Genomic DNA, 17,398 nt, shown 5'->3' with positions numbered 1-17,398 from the left:
CTACGACTACGACTACGACTACGACTACGACCGGACATACCGCGTGGGCTGAGGACAATTGTGAGCGAATACAACATCCACGCCGGATTCCGGGAGCAAGAGGTCCCCAGTGCCACCCTCGCGCAGGCCCTGTGGGCAGAACTCGAAACGACTTTCGGGATCGGGTTCACCGACAACAGCACCAGCATCGGCCCGTCCTTCACCTGGGGTGACGGGGACCGCTGGTTGACCGTTTGGGTTCCGGTGATCCCGGACAAGGACGAGCCGGACCACTCCCACCCGGCCCGGATCACCGCCGACCAGAAGGACACGGACGCCTTCGCGCACCAGGTCTTCGAGGCCCTGGACGCGACCGGCCGCTACTCGCCCTTCATGATCGAGGACGACTGGCAGATGGTCCGGACGAACTCGGACCTCGCCCGCGCCCAGTGGGACGAGACACACGGGGACTGAGCCCCGCTCCGAACCGAAAGGCCGGTGCCCCATACGGATCCCGTACGGGGCACCGGCCTTTTCACGCCCACGTGGGCCCGCTCACCGCACCACGACGAAGTCCCCCGCGTCCCGCGCGCTCCCGCCGGAACGAGGGACGTCACTTGGACACGTCCCCCAGCACCGCCTGCCGGCTTGCCCCTATCCGCGGACGCGTTGCCGACCTGAGGGGGCCGGCGCCGCTGCCGGCACAGCGGAGGGGTGATCAGACGGGGTGGGGGCGATGGTGCTCCTCGCACCCTCTCCGTTTGGATCGTGCGTCCGATTGTCTGGATGTGTCGGCGGACAGTCCGCTCCATAAGGGCGCCGCCTCATCCCCGGCCTATTTCTGGGTGCGTTCGTAGACGGCGCGCTGAGCGTCGGTCTTGACGATGAAGCCGTCCGCGCAGAGGTCTCGCAGGATCTGACGGACGCGCTTCTCGGCGGCCTGCCGGTCTTCCCAGGTGTGCCCGTGGTCGCCGAGGGCCTGGATGGCGCGCTGAGCGTCCCAGGTTCCGCCGAGGGAGCGGATCGCCTGGGCGAGGACGTGCCGCTCGGGGTGATCCTTCTTGCGGTGGTTGGCGATGCTGGCAGGGGCGCCGCTGTAGTTGCAGTCGGGGCACTTCTCCCAGGAGCAGTCCGGGTCGGTGACGGCAGCGTGGCGGACCGAGTGGTGCGAGCCGTACCCGTGGGCGTGGAGGAGTTGGGCGACGGATCCGTCGTACTTGAGGGCCATAAGAGCGGCTTCAGCGATCTTGTCGTGGCCGGCGGCGAAGAACTTGCCGAGGCCGACGTCCTTCCCGCAGCCACACCAGCACTTGCCGGTCGGGATGAGGCGAGGCTTCTCATTGCTTGACATAAATCCAAGGTAGCAATCCTTGGATTTACGTCAAGGGTCTCACCCAAGGGTTCTGTCGAGGTGTGCGGGCCGGGTCGGGACGCTTCGCCGGGGTACCGGGGCGCCCGGACGGGCGAATCCCCCCTCGCTTACACAGGCACGGCCGTGGCGGAGTGCGCCCAATTTTCCTATTTTCATGGACCTTTGAAATATTTCAGCTGTTCTGTCATGTTTCGTTCGCTCGATGATGTCGACCGAACGAGAAGTGACCTCCATGGCACGACGGACCGAGTACGACGAGGTGCTCGCTGCTCGCCGCGTGGCGCCCGAAGGCCAAGGAGGCGGCGGCACCGACGTAGAGGCCAGGCAGGCGAGAGGAGCGGTCGCCCGGGAAATCAGGGTGGCCGTGACGCTGTGCACCGATCGCCGTCTGCCGGGCATGACCTCGAAAACGATCGGCGCTCTCGCGCTCGCCACCACCGCGGTCGGCCCCGGCCTGACCACTGCCGTACCCGTGAGCGTCGGCGGTGTCGGCGACTTCCTCTCCCCCGCCTTCGGTACCAGCTGCTCCAACCTCAACACCGGCGCCCACAACACCGCCCGCACCACCACGGCGACCGGCACCGCCGGAGGCGGCCTCCTCGGCCTTCCCCTGGGCAGCCCCCTCAACCAGTGCGGCGGCGCCGACCTGCCCCTGCAGAATCGCTCCTACCGGGCGATGCGGACCTACAACGAGGGAAACCCCACCCTGGTCGAGAGCGCACTGTTGGAAGAGTGACCACAGCCGCAGCCCCTGTCCCCACCGGAGCAGCCGGTCGGGGTCCCGTGCCGTTGCACCGCCGGTGTCCACGCGCTCGTCGACGCCCGGCCCGAATCCCGAAGACGGGCACGGCGCAGAGACGGCCGCTCGGGGAGACGGTGGCTGGTTCCTCTCGGGGCTGATGCGGCCGGGGCGGTGGTCGTCGGCAGACCCGTCGCGGCCGGATACCCGGGGCGGCAGTCCCTTGGCGTAGCCGGAGAGGATCTGACGACGCATGCGCCCGGCGCGCGCCGCCCTGCCCTCCTGTGTGCGCCGCTGCCGGGTCCGGGCACGGCGGCCAGACTGGTCATCGTTTCGCGGCCGGGCATCGCCCTGCCGGGTCCGGCCGCGACCGTCGGGCAGCCCGCGCCGCTCGGCGACGGGCTTCCCGCACGCCGCGGTTGCGGTCTGCGGGGCGAATCGAGGAGGGGAAGACGTGTACAGACACCTACCGGGTCGGCCGCGCCGGACCGTACCGTTCCTGCGTGCCGTCGCGACGTCCGGCCTGGCGTGCGCGGCGGTACTGGCCGCCGCATTGCCCTCGGCCGCCGCACCGGGCACACCCGCGCCCACCGGAACCGCGACCGTGTCCGCGCCGGTGCCCCGCGCGGCGACCGTACTCTTCGAGGAGGGGTTCGAGAACGCCCCGGGGGCTCCCCGCCTGCTGACCTCCTACACCGGGGCTCCGCCGCTCGCCGAGACGTACACCGCCGACCCGGCCTGGCTGACTTCCTGCAACGGCTGGCTGGTCTCGGCGGCCGACCCCGCCACCGCCCCGGTCGGCAGCGGCTGTGGGACGTCCTGGCCCTCGCAGCAGGCCATGGCGTCGGCGCTGGCCGAATGGGCCGGCGGCGACCCGGCCGACAACCACGCCGTCACCGCGTACACCGCGGGAAACCCGGGAGCCGGGAAGACGCAGCTGGAGACGGTGCAGCCGGTGCCGGTGGCGGCGACCGGCCGCTTCCTGACCTTCTCGGTGGATGTGGCGGCCGTCAACTGCTTCGCCACGCACCCGCTGCTGGAGTTCTCGCTGCTCGACGGGCAGCAGGTCGTCCCGGCGTTCACCGATCCCATCGACGCGTGCACCGACGCCGGCACGGTCACCGGGAACGGCACGCACGTCGGCACCTACGCGGGCGACGACGCCGTGCTCTTCTCGGGCCCCTCGGCCGGTGTCCGCATGGTCAACGCGCAGGGCAGCGGGATCGGCAATGACGGCGCGATCGACAACCTCCGGATCCTGGACGCCACACCGCGGCTCCATACGGCCTTCGATCCCGACCCGGTGGGCGTCGGCGACTCGACCACGCTGACCTTCACCGTCACCAACACCACCGAGAAGGCGGCGAAGCGCGGCTGGTCCTTCACCGAGCAGCTACCGTCCGGTCTCGTCGCCGACCCCGGCTCCGCCACCACCGACTGCCCTTCCGGCACGGTCGCCGTCGCCCCCGACGGGCACGGCCTCACCTCCGGCGGCGACCTCACCGCCGGACAGGAGTCCTGCACGATCACGATCCGGGTGACCTCGGCCCGCAGCGGCACGTACACCCTGTGCGCCGCGGCGACCGTCGCCCGGCACGGCATCGACCCGCCCGGCTGCACATCGGTGACGTTCGTGGCGTTGCTCATGGACGCACACGCCCAGGCCGTCACGACCGCCCCTGCCGCGCCACTGGCCCCTGCGGACGTCACCTGCACCGAGGACCCGGCCACCGACGGCGCCCAGCTCGGCAACACCCATGTCGGCTCCTCCACCGGCTCGTTCACCTCCGCCACGACCCGCGCGGCGGGCACCGCGGGCACCGGCGGCGCCCGTACGGCCACCTCCACCGCCACCGTGAACGGGCTGCACCTCCTCGGCGGCCTGGTCAGCGCGGGCACGGCAACCGCCACGGCCACCGCGACCGCACCCACGGCACTGGGCACGATCACCGTCACCGGCGCGACCACCCTGACCGGGGCCCGTGTCGGCAACACCACGCTCGCCGCCCACCCGGCGCCGAACACCGTCATCACCCTCCCGCAGCTCGGCACGGTCACCCTCAACGAGCAGCGGGTGTACGGCAACGGGCGCGGCATCGTCGTCAACGCCCTGCACGTCCGGCTGTCCGACGGCACCGACATCGTCGTCGGCGGCGCCCGCACCTCCCTCACCCGAACCCCGGGTCCCTGCCCCTCGCCCTGACACCGGATTCCCGGATCGCCCCCCGGCCCCGGTGATTCCGGGTGCCGGCCCGCGCGGCCCCCTCCCGTACGCATCGGCGGCGAGGGGGCCGCGCCGTGCCCGGACGCACCCGACACGTGCCCCCGGCGCCGTACGTACCGCGATGAGCGAGGAGCCGATGTCCGGAGGGGCGGCGGCGGACCGGATCGCCGAGGCGCTCGGCACACCGAACGGCGAGGGTCAGTCGAGCAGTGCGGTGGCTTCCACTTCTACGAGCACGTCCGGTTCGAAGAGGTAGTCGACGCCGATCAGGGAAGCCGGCGGCAAAGGAAGCCGGAGCCCGATCTCATCGGCGACGGCCTCCACACCCGCCATGAAGTCACCGGTCTTTTCAGGACTCCACCGGGTGACGTAGAACGTCAGGCGCAGTACGTCCGCGAACGACGCCCCCGCGCTCGCCAGTCCGACGGAGGTATTGCGCAGCGCCTGGGCGACCTGCCCGGCCAGGTCGCCGGGCGCGACCGGGGTTCCGTCGGCCCGGCGTGCGATCTGTCCGCTGACATGGACGTGTCTCGATCCGGTGCCGACTGCGACGTGGTGATACGGAACCGGTTGCAGCATGCCTTCCGGCGTGAAGTGCTGGACAGCCATCGTGCCCTCCTCCTGTACGGGGTATCCATAAGATACTTAGTGGAGTAAGGACACTTCAACGAGACCAGGTTTCTCCATGGACACCGTCTTCATCGGCCCCCCGCACCGCGAACTGCTCGACCAGGTTCTCGACAAGTGGTCGCTCAGCGTTCTCAGTGAACTGTGCGAACGCCCTTGCCGCTTCAACGAGTTGCGCCGGGCGATCCCGCACGTCACGCAGAAGTCGCTGACCGCGACACTTCGGCGACTCGAGCGAAACGGCGTGATCGAGCGCGAGGTCGTGTCCACCCGTCCGGTGGCGGTCAGATACCGGATCACACCCTTGGGCAAGACCCTGCGTCCCCCTGTCGACGTCCTGCTCGCATGGGTGTCGGAGAGCATGCCGGCCATCACACGCGCCCGTGAGGCCTTCGACGCACGGGAAGAGGCGAACCTCTGATCCTCCCTCCACCCGCAACGCGGTCACGCCGGTGTCCCGCGCCCCTTCGGACTGCGCGGGTACGTTGCGGTGGCCATGCCCGCCTTCCGCAAAGGGCGGGCGATGCGTTACGGGTCGGCACCCCGGCCGGCCGCGCGATCTCGAGGCGGGGCGCGTGGGGGCGCGGGCCAAGTGGCCGGGCGGCGCCGATTACGGCGCCGCGCACGCGGCCAGCACGGTTCGCGCCAGTTCGCGCAGCCAGGTGTGCTCGTGATCGGTGTCGTAACGCTGATGCCACGACAGGTACACCGGCGCCGACGGCAGTTCGAACGGCAGGGGAAACGTGACCAGGCCGAGGGTGGCGGCCTCAGAGCGCGTGGTGGCTTCCGGGACGCTGACCAGGAGGTTCGAGCCGCGCGCGAACTCCAGCGCGACCGCTTCCGTGGGCGCGGTCGCCACCACCCGGCGGGTGAGGCCGAGTCGAGCGAGGGCGTCGTCGAGGGCATTGCCGAAGTTTCCGCGTCGCGAGACGGTGATGTGCTCGGCCGCGGCGTACTGCTGTGCGGTGACGGTCCCGGCGCGGGCCAGGGGATGTTCCCGCCTCATGGCGAGGACAAGGCGGGCCTCCCCCACATTCTCGACGCGGATGTCCGGTGCGCCGGGACGGTTGGCGTTCGCCTCCAGGTCGACCTCGCCGCGCCGCAGTCCGGGGGTGTCGGCGCTCGATTCCGCGATGAAGCGCAGCCGCACGCCCGGCGCCTGTTCACGTACGGCCGTGAGCAGCGCGGGGCCGCCGAGGGAGACCAGGGAATCGTGCCAGCGGAGCGTGAAGGTGCGCTCCAATGTCGCCAGGTCGAGCTCGCGGCTCGGCGCCAGTACCCCCTGAACCTGGTGGAGCAGCTCGTGCACCTGTTCCCGTACGGCGATCGCGTACGGCGTCGGGGTCATCGTACGGCCGGTTCGGACCAGGATCTGGTCCCCCGTCGTGCGACGGATCCGGCCCAGGCTCCGGCTCATCGCGGGAGCGGTGACATGAAGGCGCGCGGCCGCCCCGGCCACACTGCCTTCCTCCAGCAGCGCGTCGAGTGCGGCGAGCAGATTCAAATCCAATTGCATGGCAGTAATCCTAGGCGTTCCTGACATGCAGTTGAAGTTAATCATGGGGCTCTATACGTTCGAAGCGAAGCACGAGCGGGCCGCACAGTTCGGCTCGACCGCCCCGATCACTCCTCCTTTCGACGGGAGCACCACCATGTCCGAAACGCTCCGGGCCACCGATGTCGCCGCCTCCGACGCCGACCTGCTCCACCGGACCGCGGCCGCCGTGCGCGACGCCGGTTCGGCGTTGCGCGAGCGTTTCGGCGAAACGGTTCCCTATCGGACCCGCGAAGGGCTGATGCGTGCGCTCGCCGCCAACGACGACACGGCTCTGGACGTCCTGCGACCCCGCCTGACGCGCCTGCGCCCGAACGCCGGCTGGGTGGAGGAGGAGCTGGACGGCGGGGCGCTGCCGCCCGGCGAGTGGTGGGTCGTGGATCCGGCCGAGGGCAATGTCAACCATCTGCACGCCCTGCCGGAGTGGGCGGTGACCGCCACCCTCGTGCGCGACAACCAGCCGGTGCTCACCGCGGTCCACCTGCCGCTGACCGGCGAGACCTACACCGCGCTCACCGGGGCGGGCGCCCACCTCGACGGCCGGCCGCTGCGCGTCTCCGCGACCACGGACCTCGGACTGGGCATCGTGGCCACCAGCCAGGCCCGGCCGGACGAGGACGAGAAGGTCGTGCGGCGCGTCGGCTCCTCGATCACCGCGATGCTCTTCGGCGCGCTCGTCGTCCGCGTCTCCGTACCCGCGACCCTGCACCTGCTGGACGTGGCCGCCGGCCGGATCGACGCCTTCTGGCAGTTCGCCGGCGCCCGCGCGGACCTGCTTCCCGGGGCACTGCTCGTCGCCGAAGCGGGTGGACGGATCTCCGACGCCGAGGGCCGCCCCTGGACCCCGCAGAGCGAAAGCTTCGTGGCCGCCGCGCCCGGCATCCACGCCGAGGCCGTCACCGCCCTCTCGCACTGACCCCGCACCACGATCCGTAACCCGCGGAAGGAACCCGTCATCATGACCACGATCGCAGTTCTCGGAAACGGCCGCGTCGGCAGCAACCTGGCCGCGGCACTCACCCGGGCGGGGCACGAGGTGTCTGTGGCGGACCGTACGCCGGGCACCGCGGCCCAGGCGGCTCGGACAGCCCGGATCGCCATCAACGCCACCCCGGGGGCCGGCTCGCCGGAGCTGCTCACAGCCCTGCGCGCGGAACTGCGGGGCAAGATCCTCGTCGACGTCTCCAACGCCACCGTGGACGGACCGGACGGACTGCCCGCCGACCTGCTCCACCCCGGTTCGAGCCTCGCCGAAAAGCTCCAGGAGGCCCTTCCCGAAACGCACGTCGTCAAGACACTCAACACCATGCTCTTCCCGGTGATGACCGCACCGGCCACGCTCGCCGAGAAGCCCACCGCGTTCCTGTCCGGTGAGAACCCCCGGGCCAAGGAGACCGTACGCGAACTGCTCGTCGACCTCGGCTGGCGCGAGGAATGGATCACCGACCTCGGCGGCATCCGCACCGCCCGCGCCACGGAGGCCGCGATCCTGTTCGTACCGCACGTGATCCGCGCCAGTGGATTCACGCCCTTCGCCATCTCGATCGCCCGCTGATCCGCACACGTACGGCGCCGCACGACGGCCCAGGCCCTGGCCCAGCGGTCGCGGATCGTGCCGGAGTGCACCGAGGGCCACTCGATCACGGAGGTGTCCCGGCGACTGCGGATCACTGCGGACACGGTCCGCACCTGGCGGCGCCGGTTCCTCGAGCGGGGCCTGGACGGCTTGTGCGACGACCCGCGGACCCGGCGCCCCGAGGAAGATCACCGATGCGGATGACGAGCGGGTCATCGTCAAGACGCTGGAGGAGACGCCGAAGAACGCCACCCACTGGCCGACCCGGTCGACGGCCGCGGCCACCGGCATGTCGCAGTCGACCGTCTCGCGGCGAGGTCATCGGCTCGCCGCACCGCCGCCAACGGGCAGAGGAGTTGAAGAAGTTCCTCACCAAGCTCGACAGGGAAGCCCCCGACGTCCGCCTCATCCTGGAGAACTGCACGACCCACAAGGTGCCCGACATCAAGAAGTGGCCGCCGGCCCCACCCATGGTTCCACCTCCATTTCACACCGACCAGCGCATCCTGACTGAACCTGGTCGGGCGGTGGTTCGCCGAACTGACCCAGAAGAAGCTCAAACGCGGCGTCCACTGCCGCGTCCAGGCCCTCGAACGCGACATCCCCTCCTGGCACACCGACTGGAACGAACACCCCAGACCGTTCGTCCGGACGAGACCCGCAGACGAAATCCTCGACAAGGCCGCCGCCTACCGCCGCCGCATCTCCGACTCAGGTCACTGGAGCTTCGGGCCCACGGAGATGTCGACTGTGGCCGCGTTCCAGCCGGGCTCGTCCACGGTGACACGGATCGGACGCCCGCCCGCCTCACCGATGAGGCTCACGAAGCGCGTCACACCCATGACGTCACCGATGACCAGCCGTCCGTCAGCCAATGAGATCGGCCCCTCGAAGACGGTCGTGAAGGAAGGGCCCGGCCCTGGCTCCTCGTCGATCGGCTCGGTGAAGAGCCGGACCTTGACGAGTCGAACCTGAGCCTGAACCCGAACCGCCACATGGGTGTCGCACCCGACCGCAGCCTCGCCTCCCAGCACCAACACCGGCAGCCAGTCGGTCGAACCCGGCGCCAGAACCGGATGGTTCACTCGAAACTCAACGCCGGCGACCTGCCTGTGCGATCCCCTCTTGTGCCCGCCTCACAACGCGCGGCGATGCCATCGGGTGACTCCGACATGCCAGGCGCACTGCCTCCGACCACTGGGGCTGAAAGTGACGCCGCCACCCACTGAGTTGACCTCCAGCGACATGAGACGTCTTGGTGGTGAAGCCTCCTCGGGAGCGACCGAGCGCCCCGCCTCCTGAACCACCTCCACCAGGCGGGTACACCGTCCCACCCATCGCCTTTCGCTCCGGGGTGTCATCGACGCCGCTCCTCTTGGCACGACGGGTGATGGGGCCTTCCGGGTTCCGGCCGCACGCTGGGGGGCACGGATCGGGGCGGAGTCGCCCGAAAGGCCCCAGCGGCATGGGGACGGTCAACACCTTCGATGCCACCACGCCAACTCCGGGTCCACCATCGGCTCGTGATGCGTTCGCCCGAGGAGTGCCGCGTCCAGACGCTCCACCTGCATACGGAGTTCGTCGGCTTTCCTTGGCGGAAGCATGAACAGAGCGTCTTGCAGCTCGTCCCGGGCCCAGCCCTCGCCGCAGCAGGGGCAGGTGAACTCCGCCTCCCATTGCCTCCATCGGCGCCCCGCGCCGTGGGCGTGCCCGGACCACACGCTCAGCGCCACCGCCACGACACCCGGAGACAATCGTTCCCGTTCGAGCACGCGGACGGCGGCGTTCGCCGCTCCCGACAGACCCGGGAGGTCGCGATACCGCACCCAAGGTCCATCCCGGCCGCGTTCCCGCTGCCGAAGTGAAGCTGGTGTTCTAGGCGGCACGGCCCCTTCGGAGGCAAGTCATGGGCGGCAACCGACACGACATCACCCAGCTCCTGCCGCTGCTCGACGCCATCCCTCGATCCGGGGCCTGCGGGGACGTCCCCGCCGCAAGCCCCCTGCGCCTGTATGCCGACCGGGCTACGACTTGGACAGGTACCGCCACTTGCCGTGGAAGCGAGGCATCAAGACGTTGAGGGCGCGACGTGGAGTGCGCCATGATTCCGGCCTGGGTAAGGGCGCTGGGCCGTCGAGCGCACTTTCGCCTGGCTGCACCGGTTCAAACGGCTCCGCATACGTGACGAGCGACGCGCCGGTCTTCATCGAGGCCTGCTCGAAATCAAGGTCTGCTCCAACTGGACTGCGGTCTTATACGCCTGCGCCGCCTGCGAACCTCATCCTGAAGCGATCACGTGGCTACGCCGAACCACCCCGGCCGCACCTCGGTCAGAAGCGGTTGCAGCGACCGCACCGCTGCCCACAGGTCCTGATCCGTGGTCTCAAGAGGCTCCGGCAGGCTCAGTCCATGCCGACGCAGCCGCCACAGGTCGAAGACTTCACTCCCGTCGGCTGCGAAGTCCACATCGACTTCGATGCCGTTGTTGCACACGAAGCGGCATCCTGCCCCATGAACCGTGTAAGCGTAGGTGCCGACCTGCCCACTCCGGCTGATCCGGCGCGAACGGACCAGGCCGAGGACGTCTGCCGACCGCTCAAGCGAGGGGATCGCCATCCTCATGGCCTCATCAATCGCGTTCAGCGCGTGGATGTAGCCGAGCACGAGATTCCGTGCAGTCTCCACCCGTTCCATAGGGCGTCATCTCCTGCCAACTCCCCCTTGAAGACGCCCTGAACGCCTGACTCGAACCCCGACGCGGTCACGACGAGGCGGCCGCTCTCTTGTTGCGCCGGGCAGGTCGGGCGGCGGTGAGGGCAGAACGGGCAGTGCTGGCAGGGATCCGGATTCAGTTCGGCCCTCGTCCTGCGCCAGTACCCTCGCCGTCCTCATCGGGGCCGGCGGACCGGACGCGACGCCTTCGGCTGCTTCGGCTCCCGGCGGTCGGTTTCGGGCTTCTTCCTGGTTGATGAGGATTCAGGAAGTGAGGGCCTCTTCGACGGTGGTCCGGAGGGTGAACAGCCTGTCGAGGCCGGTGACGCGGAAGATCCGCAGCAGCTCGTTCTCCAGACCCGCGAGGACCAGCGGTGCTCCGGCCGCCTCGGTGCGCTGGTGGAGGCCGATGAGCACGGTCAGGCCGGTGGAGTCGCAGTACATCAGCCCGCTCAGGTCGACCACCAGCGTGGTGCCGGCCGTCAGGTGAACGCCCTCGAGGGCTTCGGTGAGGCGGGGTGAGGTGTGCTGGTCGAGTTCGCCCTCCACCTTCACCACGCCGGTGCCGGAAGAATGAGCGTGGCGGGTCACGGTCAAGAGGGGAGTGGTCACCTGTTCCTCCAGGACGAGCGGTGCGGGCGGTACGAGTCTTTCGGCGTGTCGGGCGAAGCGGCATCCTGATATTCCGCCGCGAACAGCCACGGATTCCCGAGGCAGAGGAAACGATCAAGCATCGGAAGAGGACTGCCACGCGCCGCGCGTGTTCCTGCCCCGGCCAGGAAAACGCATCCTTCGCATGCTGTTTCGGAGCGCGCCGCCTTCCGGCTTGGTCTCCCGGCGGCAACCGTTCTCACCGGGCTCGGGATACGCGTTTCGAGTGGTCAGTCGCCGAGGGCGTGAAGGAGGTTCTCCCGGCAGTCGATCACGGTGTCGACGCCGACGATCTGCAGGGTGCGCATGACCGTGCCGTGGGGTGCGGCCAGGCGCAGCCAGCCGTCGGCCCCGGTGAGGGCGTGGTGGGCGGTGATGAGGACGTTGATGCCGCTGGAGTCCATGAAGGTCACCTGCTCCATGTCGGCCACCACGCGGGAAGGGGCGTCGGCACGGACGTCCAGGGCCTGGCGCAGGAGATCGCCGGTGTGGTGGTCGATCTCCCCGGACAACGTCACCACGCGGATGCCTTCGGTGGTGGTGGTCACGGCCGACAGCCTGCCGATCTGTGCGGTCTGCTCGGTGCCCGTCGTCTGCGCGTCTGCCATGTGGGTGATACTGGCACATCAAAACCCTCACCCGGGTGCCGACCTCCACGGAACGGGTGACGCAGGAGTGTGTTGTGGCTCATGTGTGCATGAGGCATCGGTCAGGCGGGCGTGGACATACGCCCGGGGGTTCAGGACGGGGGCGACGAAGGCGGTGTGAGGGGATCGATGTCCGAGGGCGAAGACGGCACCGAGCCGCACGAACGCGTCATCCGGATGACGACGGCCCTGGATCTGGACGGGGACGGCTCCCGCATCGCACAGGCCCGCCATCTCACCGCCGACTTCCTCGCGAAGGTACGGGCCGAGCACGGGCTGTCCGTCTCGCAGCGCGGCGTGGAGCTCGCGCAGCTCGCGGTCAGCGAGCTGGTCACCAACGCCCACAAGTACGCGCCGGGCCCGGCGCGCATGCACCTGCGCGTCGTGGGGGACACGGTGGAGATCGTGGTGAGGGACTCCGAACCGTCCCTGCCGACGCCCCGCGACGCCGATGCCGCGCGCGTGGGCCAGCACGGCCTGGAGATCGTCAAGCTCATCGCTCGCTTCTTCGAGGTGCGGCAAGAACCGGCCGGCAAGAGCGTCGTCGTCGGCATCGCCCTCGCCGACGACGTGGGTGACGCCCTCACCGGGCCCCACGCGTAAGCACGACGGTCGACTCCTGAGGGAGCCTTCTCTTCCCGCGGACCCCGTTCGGGCCCCGTCCTGTTCCGCTCCTGCGACGGGCGGACGGGCGGACGGGCGGACGGGCGCCGTGAGACTCGGGGCGAGCTTATCGTTGCCACAGGGCAAATGTTCCGATGCTGTGGGCGTTCTCCGGGAGTGAGTGTGGCGAGGTCGGGTGACAGCGGGCCGTTTCCGGCCGGGAAGGGCCCCGGCCGGTTGACGGCCCTGCGCGAGACGGGTCTGACGGCCGCGGCGGACGCGGGGATGGACCGGTTCGCGCGCCTGGTGACCGATCTGGTCGGTGTTCCGGTGGCGCTGGTGTCGCTGGTGGAGGCCGAGCGGCAGGTGTTCCCGGGCATGGTGGGCCTGGACGAGCCGTGGGCGGAGGCGCGGCAGACGCCGTTGACCCACTCGCTGTGCCAGCACGTCGTGGCCTCGGGAGAACCGCTGGTGCTGGCCGACGCCCGTGAGGAACCGCTGACCTGCGGCAGCCTGGCCATTCCTGATCTGGGGGTGGTCGCGTACGCGGGAATGCCGCTGGTGGACATGGACGGTCACGTACTGGGATCGCTGTGCGCGATCGACACCCGGCCCCGGCAGTGGAGCGCGCGCGAGCTGGGCCTGCTCGAAGACCTGGCGGCCGCGTGCAGCGCGGAGCTGCGGCTGCGGATCGTCTCGCGGCAGCGTGAGCGCGCCCTCGCCGACATGGAGGGGGCCCGGGCCCGGGCGGGCGAGGCGGCCGCGCGCTACCGCACCGCGCTGGACCGCTCGCAGCTCCTGCTCAGGGCGGCGGAGTCACTGGCCGACACCACCGGCCTCACCGAGGTCCGCCAGCAGGTGCGCGACCTGATCACCGGCGATCTCAAGCCCACCTACGTCGGCCTGGTGGTCGTCGAGGACAGGGGCGTGCTGCGGCGGCTCGTCGATTCCACGGGCACCGCCCTCATGGAACGCGCTTATGAGAACTACGGTCTCGACGCCGCCTGGCCGACCGCGCGAGCGGCCCGCGAGAACCGGACGATCAAGGTGGACGGTCTGGAGGAGTTGCGGCGGGACTACGCCCCGGAGGCGGCGGAGGCCTTCATCGGCCTGGGGCTGCGCAGCGCGGTGTGCGTGCCGCTGCCGGGCACGGTCATCCCGTTGGGCACCCTGGTCCTGGGCTGGGACCACCACCACGAGATCGACGTCCTGGAGCAGGCCGTGCTCACCGCCCTGGCCGGCTACACCGCCCGGGCCGTGGAACGGGCCCTGTTCGTGGACAACCGCGTCAAAGCGGCCCGGCAGATGCAGGAGGCCCTGCTCACCACCCTTCCCGAGGTTCCCGGCCTGGAGCTGGCGGCCCTGTACCGGCCGGCCGCGTCCGACGACCTGGTGGGCGGCGACTGGTACGACGCCTACACGCTCCCCGCTGCCGCCCGGGACGGCGAGGACTCCGCCGCCCCGGCCGCCCTGGCCGTCTCCGTCGGCGACATCACCGGCCACGACATGAAGGCCGCCACCCTCATGGGGCAGGTCCGCAACATGCTGCGCCAGGCCGACCTCGACCACGCCGACCACGGTCCCGCCCGGGCCGTCAGCGCCTTCGAGCACGCCAACACCCACCTCCGCCTCGGCGCCAGCGGCACCCTCGTCCACGCCCACCTGTCCCTCCGCCCCGAAGCGGGCGACGGCTCCTGGGAACTGATCTGGACCAATGCCGGACACCTGCCTCCTCTCCTCGCCCTCCCCGACGGCTCGGTGGAACGCCTCGACCAGCACGGCATCATGCTCTTCCCCGGCCTGAGCTGCGGGGAGCGGACCGAGCACCGCCGTCTGCTGGCGCCGGGCAGCCTGCTGCTGCTGTACACCGACGGCCTGGTCGAGCACCCCGGCACCGACCTGTTCGAACACGTCGACGCGGCCGCCCGTCTGCTGGCCGAAGACGCCGGGCTGCCCCTGGACCGGTTGCTGAAGACCCTCGCGGACCGTCTCGTCGGAGACGACGCGCAGGACGACGTGGCCCTCCTCGCCCTGCGCATCCCCTCGGCGGCGGCCGGAGAGACCGCCGTCACGGAGCGTCGACCGCGACGACGGCTGCCGTCGCCGTGAAGACCGCTGCGCGTCTTCGGACGCCCTGCGATTCTCCTGGGGTGCTGTCCGGCCGATCATGACGGCCCGCTCTCCGGACGGCACGACGGTCGGGGGAGCATGGTGGTGGACCGGATCGGGTTCGCGATGAGCGCCGGGGCCGAGCCCGTGCAGCGGGCCCGGCTCGCGGACGACCCCTCCCCCGAGGTACGGGCCGCTCTCGCGTACGGACCCGAGCGGTGCGACCCCCGTACGGCGGTCGCACCGCTGCCGGACGACGTGTGCGCCCGCCTGCTCGACGGCCCCGACCCTTCCGTACGGACGGCCCCGCTGGACTCCCCCCGTCTCGCGCCCCCGTTCGTGGCCTCCTTGGCTTCGCACCGCGATCCGGCAGGGCGCCGGAGGGCGGTCCGCGCACGGGAGATCCTGGCGCCGGGTGAGCGGTCGGCGCTGTCGGCCGACCCCGCGTCACTCCCTTACGGGGCGCCCGGGCGGTCCCCGGACGCGACGGCCTTGATCGACCGGGCATCCCCTAGGCTGTCGGAGTCACCACGTGGACGAAGGACGACCATGGCCCGCCCTTATGACCCCGGACCCAAGCAGTTCGTCTTCGCCGTCGGTGACGGCGACGACCAGAAGGTCTCCGTGGGCGACCCGCAGGAAGCCTATGTGGCGTTCTCCGCGTTCTTCCGGGATCGGCACTCCGGCACATACACCATCGGTGACGAGCCGGCGGGGCAGAGTCTGGTGCTCATGCCCGACCAGGGCGTGATCGCCCGGGTCAAGGGCGCGGACCGGCCTCGATCGGAATACCTCCGGATCGACCGGGCCAATCGCTGCCTCCCGAGCGCGATGCTGTTCTTCGAGAACGGATATGCCGGCCTCGACCACCTCGGTCAGTGGTTCTCCGACCTCGCCGACCTCGACGCGTCGCCGGAGACTCGCGGCTCCGCCCGCGCCGCCACGTTCACGACGGAAACAGCGGCGATCGAAGAGGTCGCCCGGATCTGGGCGGATTCGGGCACCGTGGACCCGAGCGACCAGTACTACGTCTTCTTCGACTCGCGCGATGTCGACGACGACCGGGCCGAACGAGCCGAACTGCTCGCGCTGATCGAGTTCCTCGGGATCGAACGGGCCGACGCCCCGGCCGAGGCCGCCGGCGGCGAAGTCCGGGTGCGTACCGACGCACGCCTCGCCGCCGAATGCGCGCGGTGGTCGTGAACAGGTGCGGGATGGGGTCGCGACATCACCGTGGTGCCCGCCGCGCGCCCGAGGCGACCACGTGACCACGTCCGGCCGGTGCCGTTCCGGAGAGGCCCTGAACTCATGAGAGACATCGTGTTCACCCGCGGCAGCGGCTGGATCCCGAACGTGATCAGCGAGGACGGCGAGCTGAAGCTGATGCTCGGCGCCGGGGCCGACGCCAACCACGAGCCCCGCACGTTCACGTTCCCCATCGAGGAAGCCCATCTCGCGGTGATCCGGGAGGACCTGCCCAGACACCTGCTGCTGTGGAGCGCGGTCCTTCCGCTGTGCGACGCCGCCGGAACCGCGGGCCGGCTCGACGAGAACGCCGCCGTCGCGCTCCTGGACCCGGTTCTCCTCTCCTCGCCCGTGGACGTCGACGCGCTCTTCCGGCGCATCCGGTGGGACAGGAGCCGACTCGTCGCCCACGGGGCCGACATCGGTCTGCTCGCGCGCGGACAGGTCTGTGCCGCGATGCGCGCGGCGACGGAGACACCGAACGAGAAACGTGCCCAGGAGCATCGCGCGGACCGCCGTCGCGCCGAGCGCGGAACGGTCCTCGGCCCGCTCGACGCCGCGATTCTGCGGTACACGGGCCAGTACGCGCACGGCGCGACGGTTCCCGGGCGGATGCCCGGTGCCGTCGACGCCGCACTGCTGCCGGAGGTGATGCGCGTGATCGCCACCGCGGAGCGGGCGTGTGCCGGGATGCGGATCGACATCGATCCGCGACGGGGAAAACGCGCTACGGACAAGCGCGACTGGGACCGGGTGGCGACGGCGGTCGACTCGGCCGTCCGCCGTGCGCACCCCGGACTCGTCGACGACGCGGTGCGTACGGTGGGCTTCCTGATGTGCTCGGAGACCGCGGACCGCTCCAGGAACACACCCGTGGAAGACGACGCGGAGGCTGCCGACGACCGCGCCGGCCCCGGTGGGGGCGCGAGGAGGACGGCCCTGTCGTTCACCGACGACAAGGGCGCCGAGAAGAAGTGGCGGAGGGGCGGCCGTCGCGGCGCCTCAGCGGAGTTCTGGGAGTTCGTCGGCGATCGCTCCGCCGCGGACAACGAAGTGTTCACCATCGAGGACGAGGAGAGGGGTGAGGGGATCCAGCTCCACTTCTACGCGGACTCCATCGCCCGCATCACGACCGTGCGAGAGGGGAAGGACGGGTCGGATCCGGAGTACCGGGTCGAGTACGGCCTGGTCGACGGGCTCAGCGGCTACCGGACCCTGGTGAACGCCTTCGTCCGCGGCGGCTGCGCCGCACTCGAACCGCACGGTCCCTGGATATCGGATGTCGCCGAGTTCGAGCGTGCACGCCGAGGGCGGCGCAACACCCGCTAGGGCGTGTCCCGCAAACGCCGACCGGTCTTT

General features: G+C 70.4%; 18 protein-coding genes and 1 pseudogene. 12 read left to right on the top strand and 7 right to left on the bottom strand.

Features of this window, described 5'->3' with window-relative positions:
• Positions 1-60: 60 nt before the first annotated feature.
• Positions 61-453, top strand: coding sequence for a hypothetical protein (locus tag ADL08_RS28675; RefSeq protein WP_053648068.1), 393 nt, complete (start codon positions 61-63; stop codon positions 451-453).
• A gap of 361 nt (positions 454-814) precedes the next feature.
• Here ADL08_RS28675 and ADL08_RS38510 read toward each other — a convergent pair whose 3' ends face one another.
• Positions 815-1,330 (bottom strand): hypothetical protein, encoded by a 516-nt coding sequence (locus ADL08_RS38510; protein WP_234352299.1) that lies wholly within the window; start codon positions 1,328-1,330, stop codon positions 815-817.
• A 253-nt stretch (positions 1,331-1,583) separates the two neighbouring features.
• Here ADL08_RS38510 and ADL08_RS28660 point away from each other — a divergent pair, with 253 nt between their 5' ends.
• Complete coding sequence (locus ADL08_RS28660) at positions 1,584-2,087, top strand: hypothetical protein (RefSeq protein ID WP_159048507.1); 504 nt, start codon at positions 1,584-1,586, stop codon at positions 2,085-2,087.
• 607 nt (positions 2,088-2,694) lie between these two features.
• Positions 2,695-4,293 (top strand): choice-of-anchor P family protein, encoded by a 1,599-nt coding sequence (locus tag ADL08_RS28655; protein WP_053648064.1) that lies wholly within the window; start codon positions 2,695-2,697, stop codon positions 4,291-4,293.
• A 219-nt stretch (positions 4,294-4,512) separates the two neighbouring features.
• Here the strand turns inward: ADL08_RS28655 and ADL08_RS28650 are convergent, their stop codons facing one another.
• Positions 4,513-4,923: a RidA family protein gene (locus ADL08_RS28650; protein WP_053648063.1), complete on the bottom strand. Its 411-nt coding sequence runs from the start codon at positions 4,921-4,923 to the stop codon at positions 4,513-4,515.
• A gap of 76 nt (positions 4,924-4,999) precedes the next feature.
• Between ADL08_RS28650 and ADL08_RS28645 the strand changes: the two genes are divergently transcribed.
• Positions 5,000-5,362: a winged helix-turn-helix transcriptional regulator gene (locus ADL08_RS28645; protein ID WP_053648061.1), complete on the top strand. Its 363-nt coding sequence runs from the start codon at positions 5,000-5,002 to the stop codon at positions 5,360-5,362.
• 189 nt (positions 5,363-5,551) lie between these two features.
• Here ADL08_RS28645 and ADL08_RS28640 read toward each other — a convergent pair whose 3' ends face one another.
• Positions 5,552-6,457, bottom strand: coding sequence for a LysR family transcriptional regulator (locus ADL08_RS28640; protein WP_053648059.1), 906 nt, complete (start codon positions 6,455-6,457; stop codon positions 5,552-5,554).
• Positions 6,458-6,593: 136 nt separating this feature from the next.
• Here ADL08_RS28640 and ADL08_RS28635 point away from each other — a divergent pair, with 136 nt between their 5' ends.
• The 3 genes from ADL08_RS28635 to ADL08_RS38505 are packed head-to-tail and all read left to right on the top strand — an operon-like array spanning position 6,594 to position 8,276.
• A complete protein-coding gene (locus ADL08_RS28635; protein WP_053648076.1) occupies positions 6,594-7,412 on the top strand; it encodes an inositol monophosphatase family protein in 819 nt (272 codons plus the stop codon).
• 42 nt (positions 7,413-7,454) lie between these two features.
• A complete protein-coding gene (locus ADL08_RS28630; RefSeq protein WP_053648057.1) occupies positions 7,455-8,051 on the top strand; it encodes an NADPH-dependent F420 reductase in 597 nt (198 codons plus the stop codon).
• A gap of 36 nt (positions 8,052-8,087) precedes the next feature.
• Complete coding sequence (locus tag ADL08_RS38505) at positions 8,088-8,276, top strand: helix-turn-helix domain-containing protein (protein ID WP_267889592.1); 189 nt, start codon at positions 8,088-8,090, stop codon at positions 8,274-8,276.
• 512 nt (positions 8,277-8,788) lie between these two features.
• On the opposite strand, the gene ADL08_RS28625 is transcribed toward ADL08_RS38505, so the two are convergent.
• Complete coding sequence (locus ADL08_RS28625) at positions 8,789-9,157, bottom strand: hypothetical protein (RefSeq protein WP_053648055.1); 369 nt, start codon at positions 9,155-9,157, stop codon at positions 8,789-8,791.
• 803 nt (positions 9,158-9,960) lie between these two features.
• Between ADL08_RS28625 and ADL08_RS37715 the strand changes: the two are divergent.
• Positions 9,961-10,359: pseudogene (locus tag ADL08_RS37715) on the top strand (transposase); the annotation flags it as partial.
• A 5-nt stretch (positions 10,360-10,364) separates the two neighbouring features.
• Here ADL08_RS37715 and ADL08_RS28615 read toward each other — a convergent pair.
• The 3 genes from ADL08_RS28615 to ADL08_RS28605 form a co-directional block, all read right to left on the bottom strand.
• Entirely contained in the window at positions 10,365-10,766 is a 402-nt protein-coding gene (locus ADL08_RS28615) for a DUF6896 domain-containing protein (protein WP_053648051.1), read from the bottom strand.
• 282 nt (positions 10,767-11,048) lie between these two features.
• Complete coding sequence (locus ADL08_RS28610) at positions 11,049-11,396, bottom strand: STAS domain-containing protein (RefSeq protein ID WP_053648048.1); 348 nt, start codon at positions 11,394-11,396, stop codon at positions 11,049-11,051.
• Between the two features lie 269 nt (positions 11,397-11,665).
• Positions 11,666-12,043 (bottom strand): STAS domain-containing protein, encoded by a 378-nt coding sequence (locus ADL08_RS28605; RefSeq protein WP_078968294.1) that lies wholly within the window; start codon positions 12,041-12,043, stop codon positions 11,666-11,668.
• Between the two features lie 168 nt (positions 12,044-12,211).
• Here ADL08_RS28605 and ADL08_RS28600 point away from each other — a divergent pair, with 168 nt between their 5' ends.
• From ADL08_RS28600 to ADL08_RS28585, 4 genes are all read left to right on the top strand, one after another.
• Positions 12,212-12,685, top strand: coding sequence for an ATP-binding protein (locus ADL08_RS28600; protein ID WP_078968295.1), 474 nt, complete (start codon positions 12,212-12,214; stop codon positions 12,683-12,685).
• A gap of 183 nt (positions 12,686-12,868) precedes the next feature.
• The gene (locus ADL08_RS28595; protein WP_234352298.1) at positions 12,869-14,794 is read left to right on the top strand and encodes a GAF domain-containing SpoIIE family protein phosphatase; all 1,926 of its coding nucleotides are present in this window, start codon (positions 12,869-12,871) and stop codon (positions 14,792-14,794) included.
• A gap of 624 nt (positions 14,795-15,418) precedes the next feature.
• Positions 15,419-15,997 (top strand): hypothetical protein, encoded by a 579-nt coding sequence (locus ADL08_RS28590; protein ID WP_234352297.1) that lies wholly within the window; start codon positions 15,419-15,421, stop codon positions 15,995-15,997.
• 105 nt (positions 15,998-16,102) lie between these two features.
• Positions 16,103-17,368, top strand: a complete 1,266-nt coding sequence (locus ADL08_RS28585; protein ID WP_053648047.1) for a DUF6357 family protein — start codon at positions 16,103-16,105, stop codon at positions 17,366-17,368.
• Positions 17,369-17,398 lie beyond the last annotated feature (30 nt).

The organism is Streptomyces sp. NRRL F-6492, from assembly GCF_001280125.1.
Taxonomy (GTDB): Bacteria; Actinomycetota; Actinomycetes; order Streptomycetales; family Streptomycetaceae; genus Streptomyces.
Note: the sequence above shows the minus strand (reverse complement) of the source record. Positions and strands in the feature narration are given on the sequence as shown.

Coding starts and splice junctions, on each gene's coding strand:
- ADL08_RS38510 (WP_234352299.1), bottom strand. CDS start 1,330: ATGTCAAGCAATGAGAAGCCTCGCCTCATCCCGACCGGCAAGTGCTGG.
- ADL08_RS28660 (WP_159048507.1), top strand. CDS start 1,584: ATGGCACGACGGACCGAGTACGACGAGGTGCTCGCTGCTCGCCGCGTG.
- ADL08_RS28650 (WP_053648063.1), bottom strand. CDS start 4,923: ATGGCTGTCCAGCACTTCACGCCGGAAGGCATGCTGCAACCGGTTCCG.
- ADL08_RS28645 (WP_053648061.1), top strand. CDS start 5,000: ATGGACACCGTCTTCATCGGCCCCCCGCACCGCGAACTGCTCGACCAG.
- ADL08_RS28640 (WP_053648059.1), bottom strand. CDS start 6,457: ATGCAATTGGATTTGAATCTGCTCGCCGCACTCGACGCGCTGCTGGAG.
- ADL08_RS28635 (WP_053648076.1), top strand. CDS start 6,594: ATGTCCGAAACGCTCCGGGCCACCGATGTCGCCGCCTCCGACGCCGAC.
- ADL08_RS28630 (WP_053648057.1), top strand. CDS start 7,455: ATGACCACGATCGCAGTTCTCGGAAACGGCCGCGTCGGCAGCAACCTG.
- ADL08_RS28615 (WP_053648051.1), bottom strand. CDS start 10,766: ATGGAACGGGTGGAGACTGCACGGAATCTCGTGCTCGGCTACATCCAC.
- ADL08_RS28605 (WP_078968294.1), bottom strand. CDS start 12,043: ATGGCAGACGCGCAGACGACGGGCACCGAGCAGACCGCACAGATCGGC.
- ADL08_RS28600 (WP_078968295.1), top strand. CDS start 12,212: ATGTCCGAGGGCGAAGACGGCACCGAGCCGCACGAACGCGTCATCCGG.
- ADL08_RS28585 (WP_053648047.1), top strand. CDS start 16,103: ATGAGAGACATCGTGTTCACCCGCGGCAGCGGCTGGATCCCGAACGTG.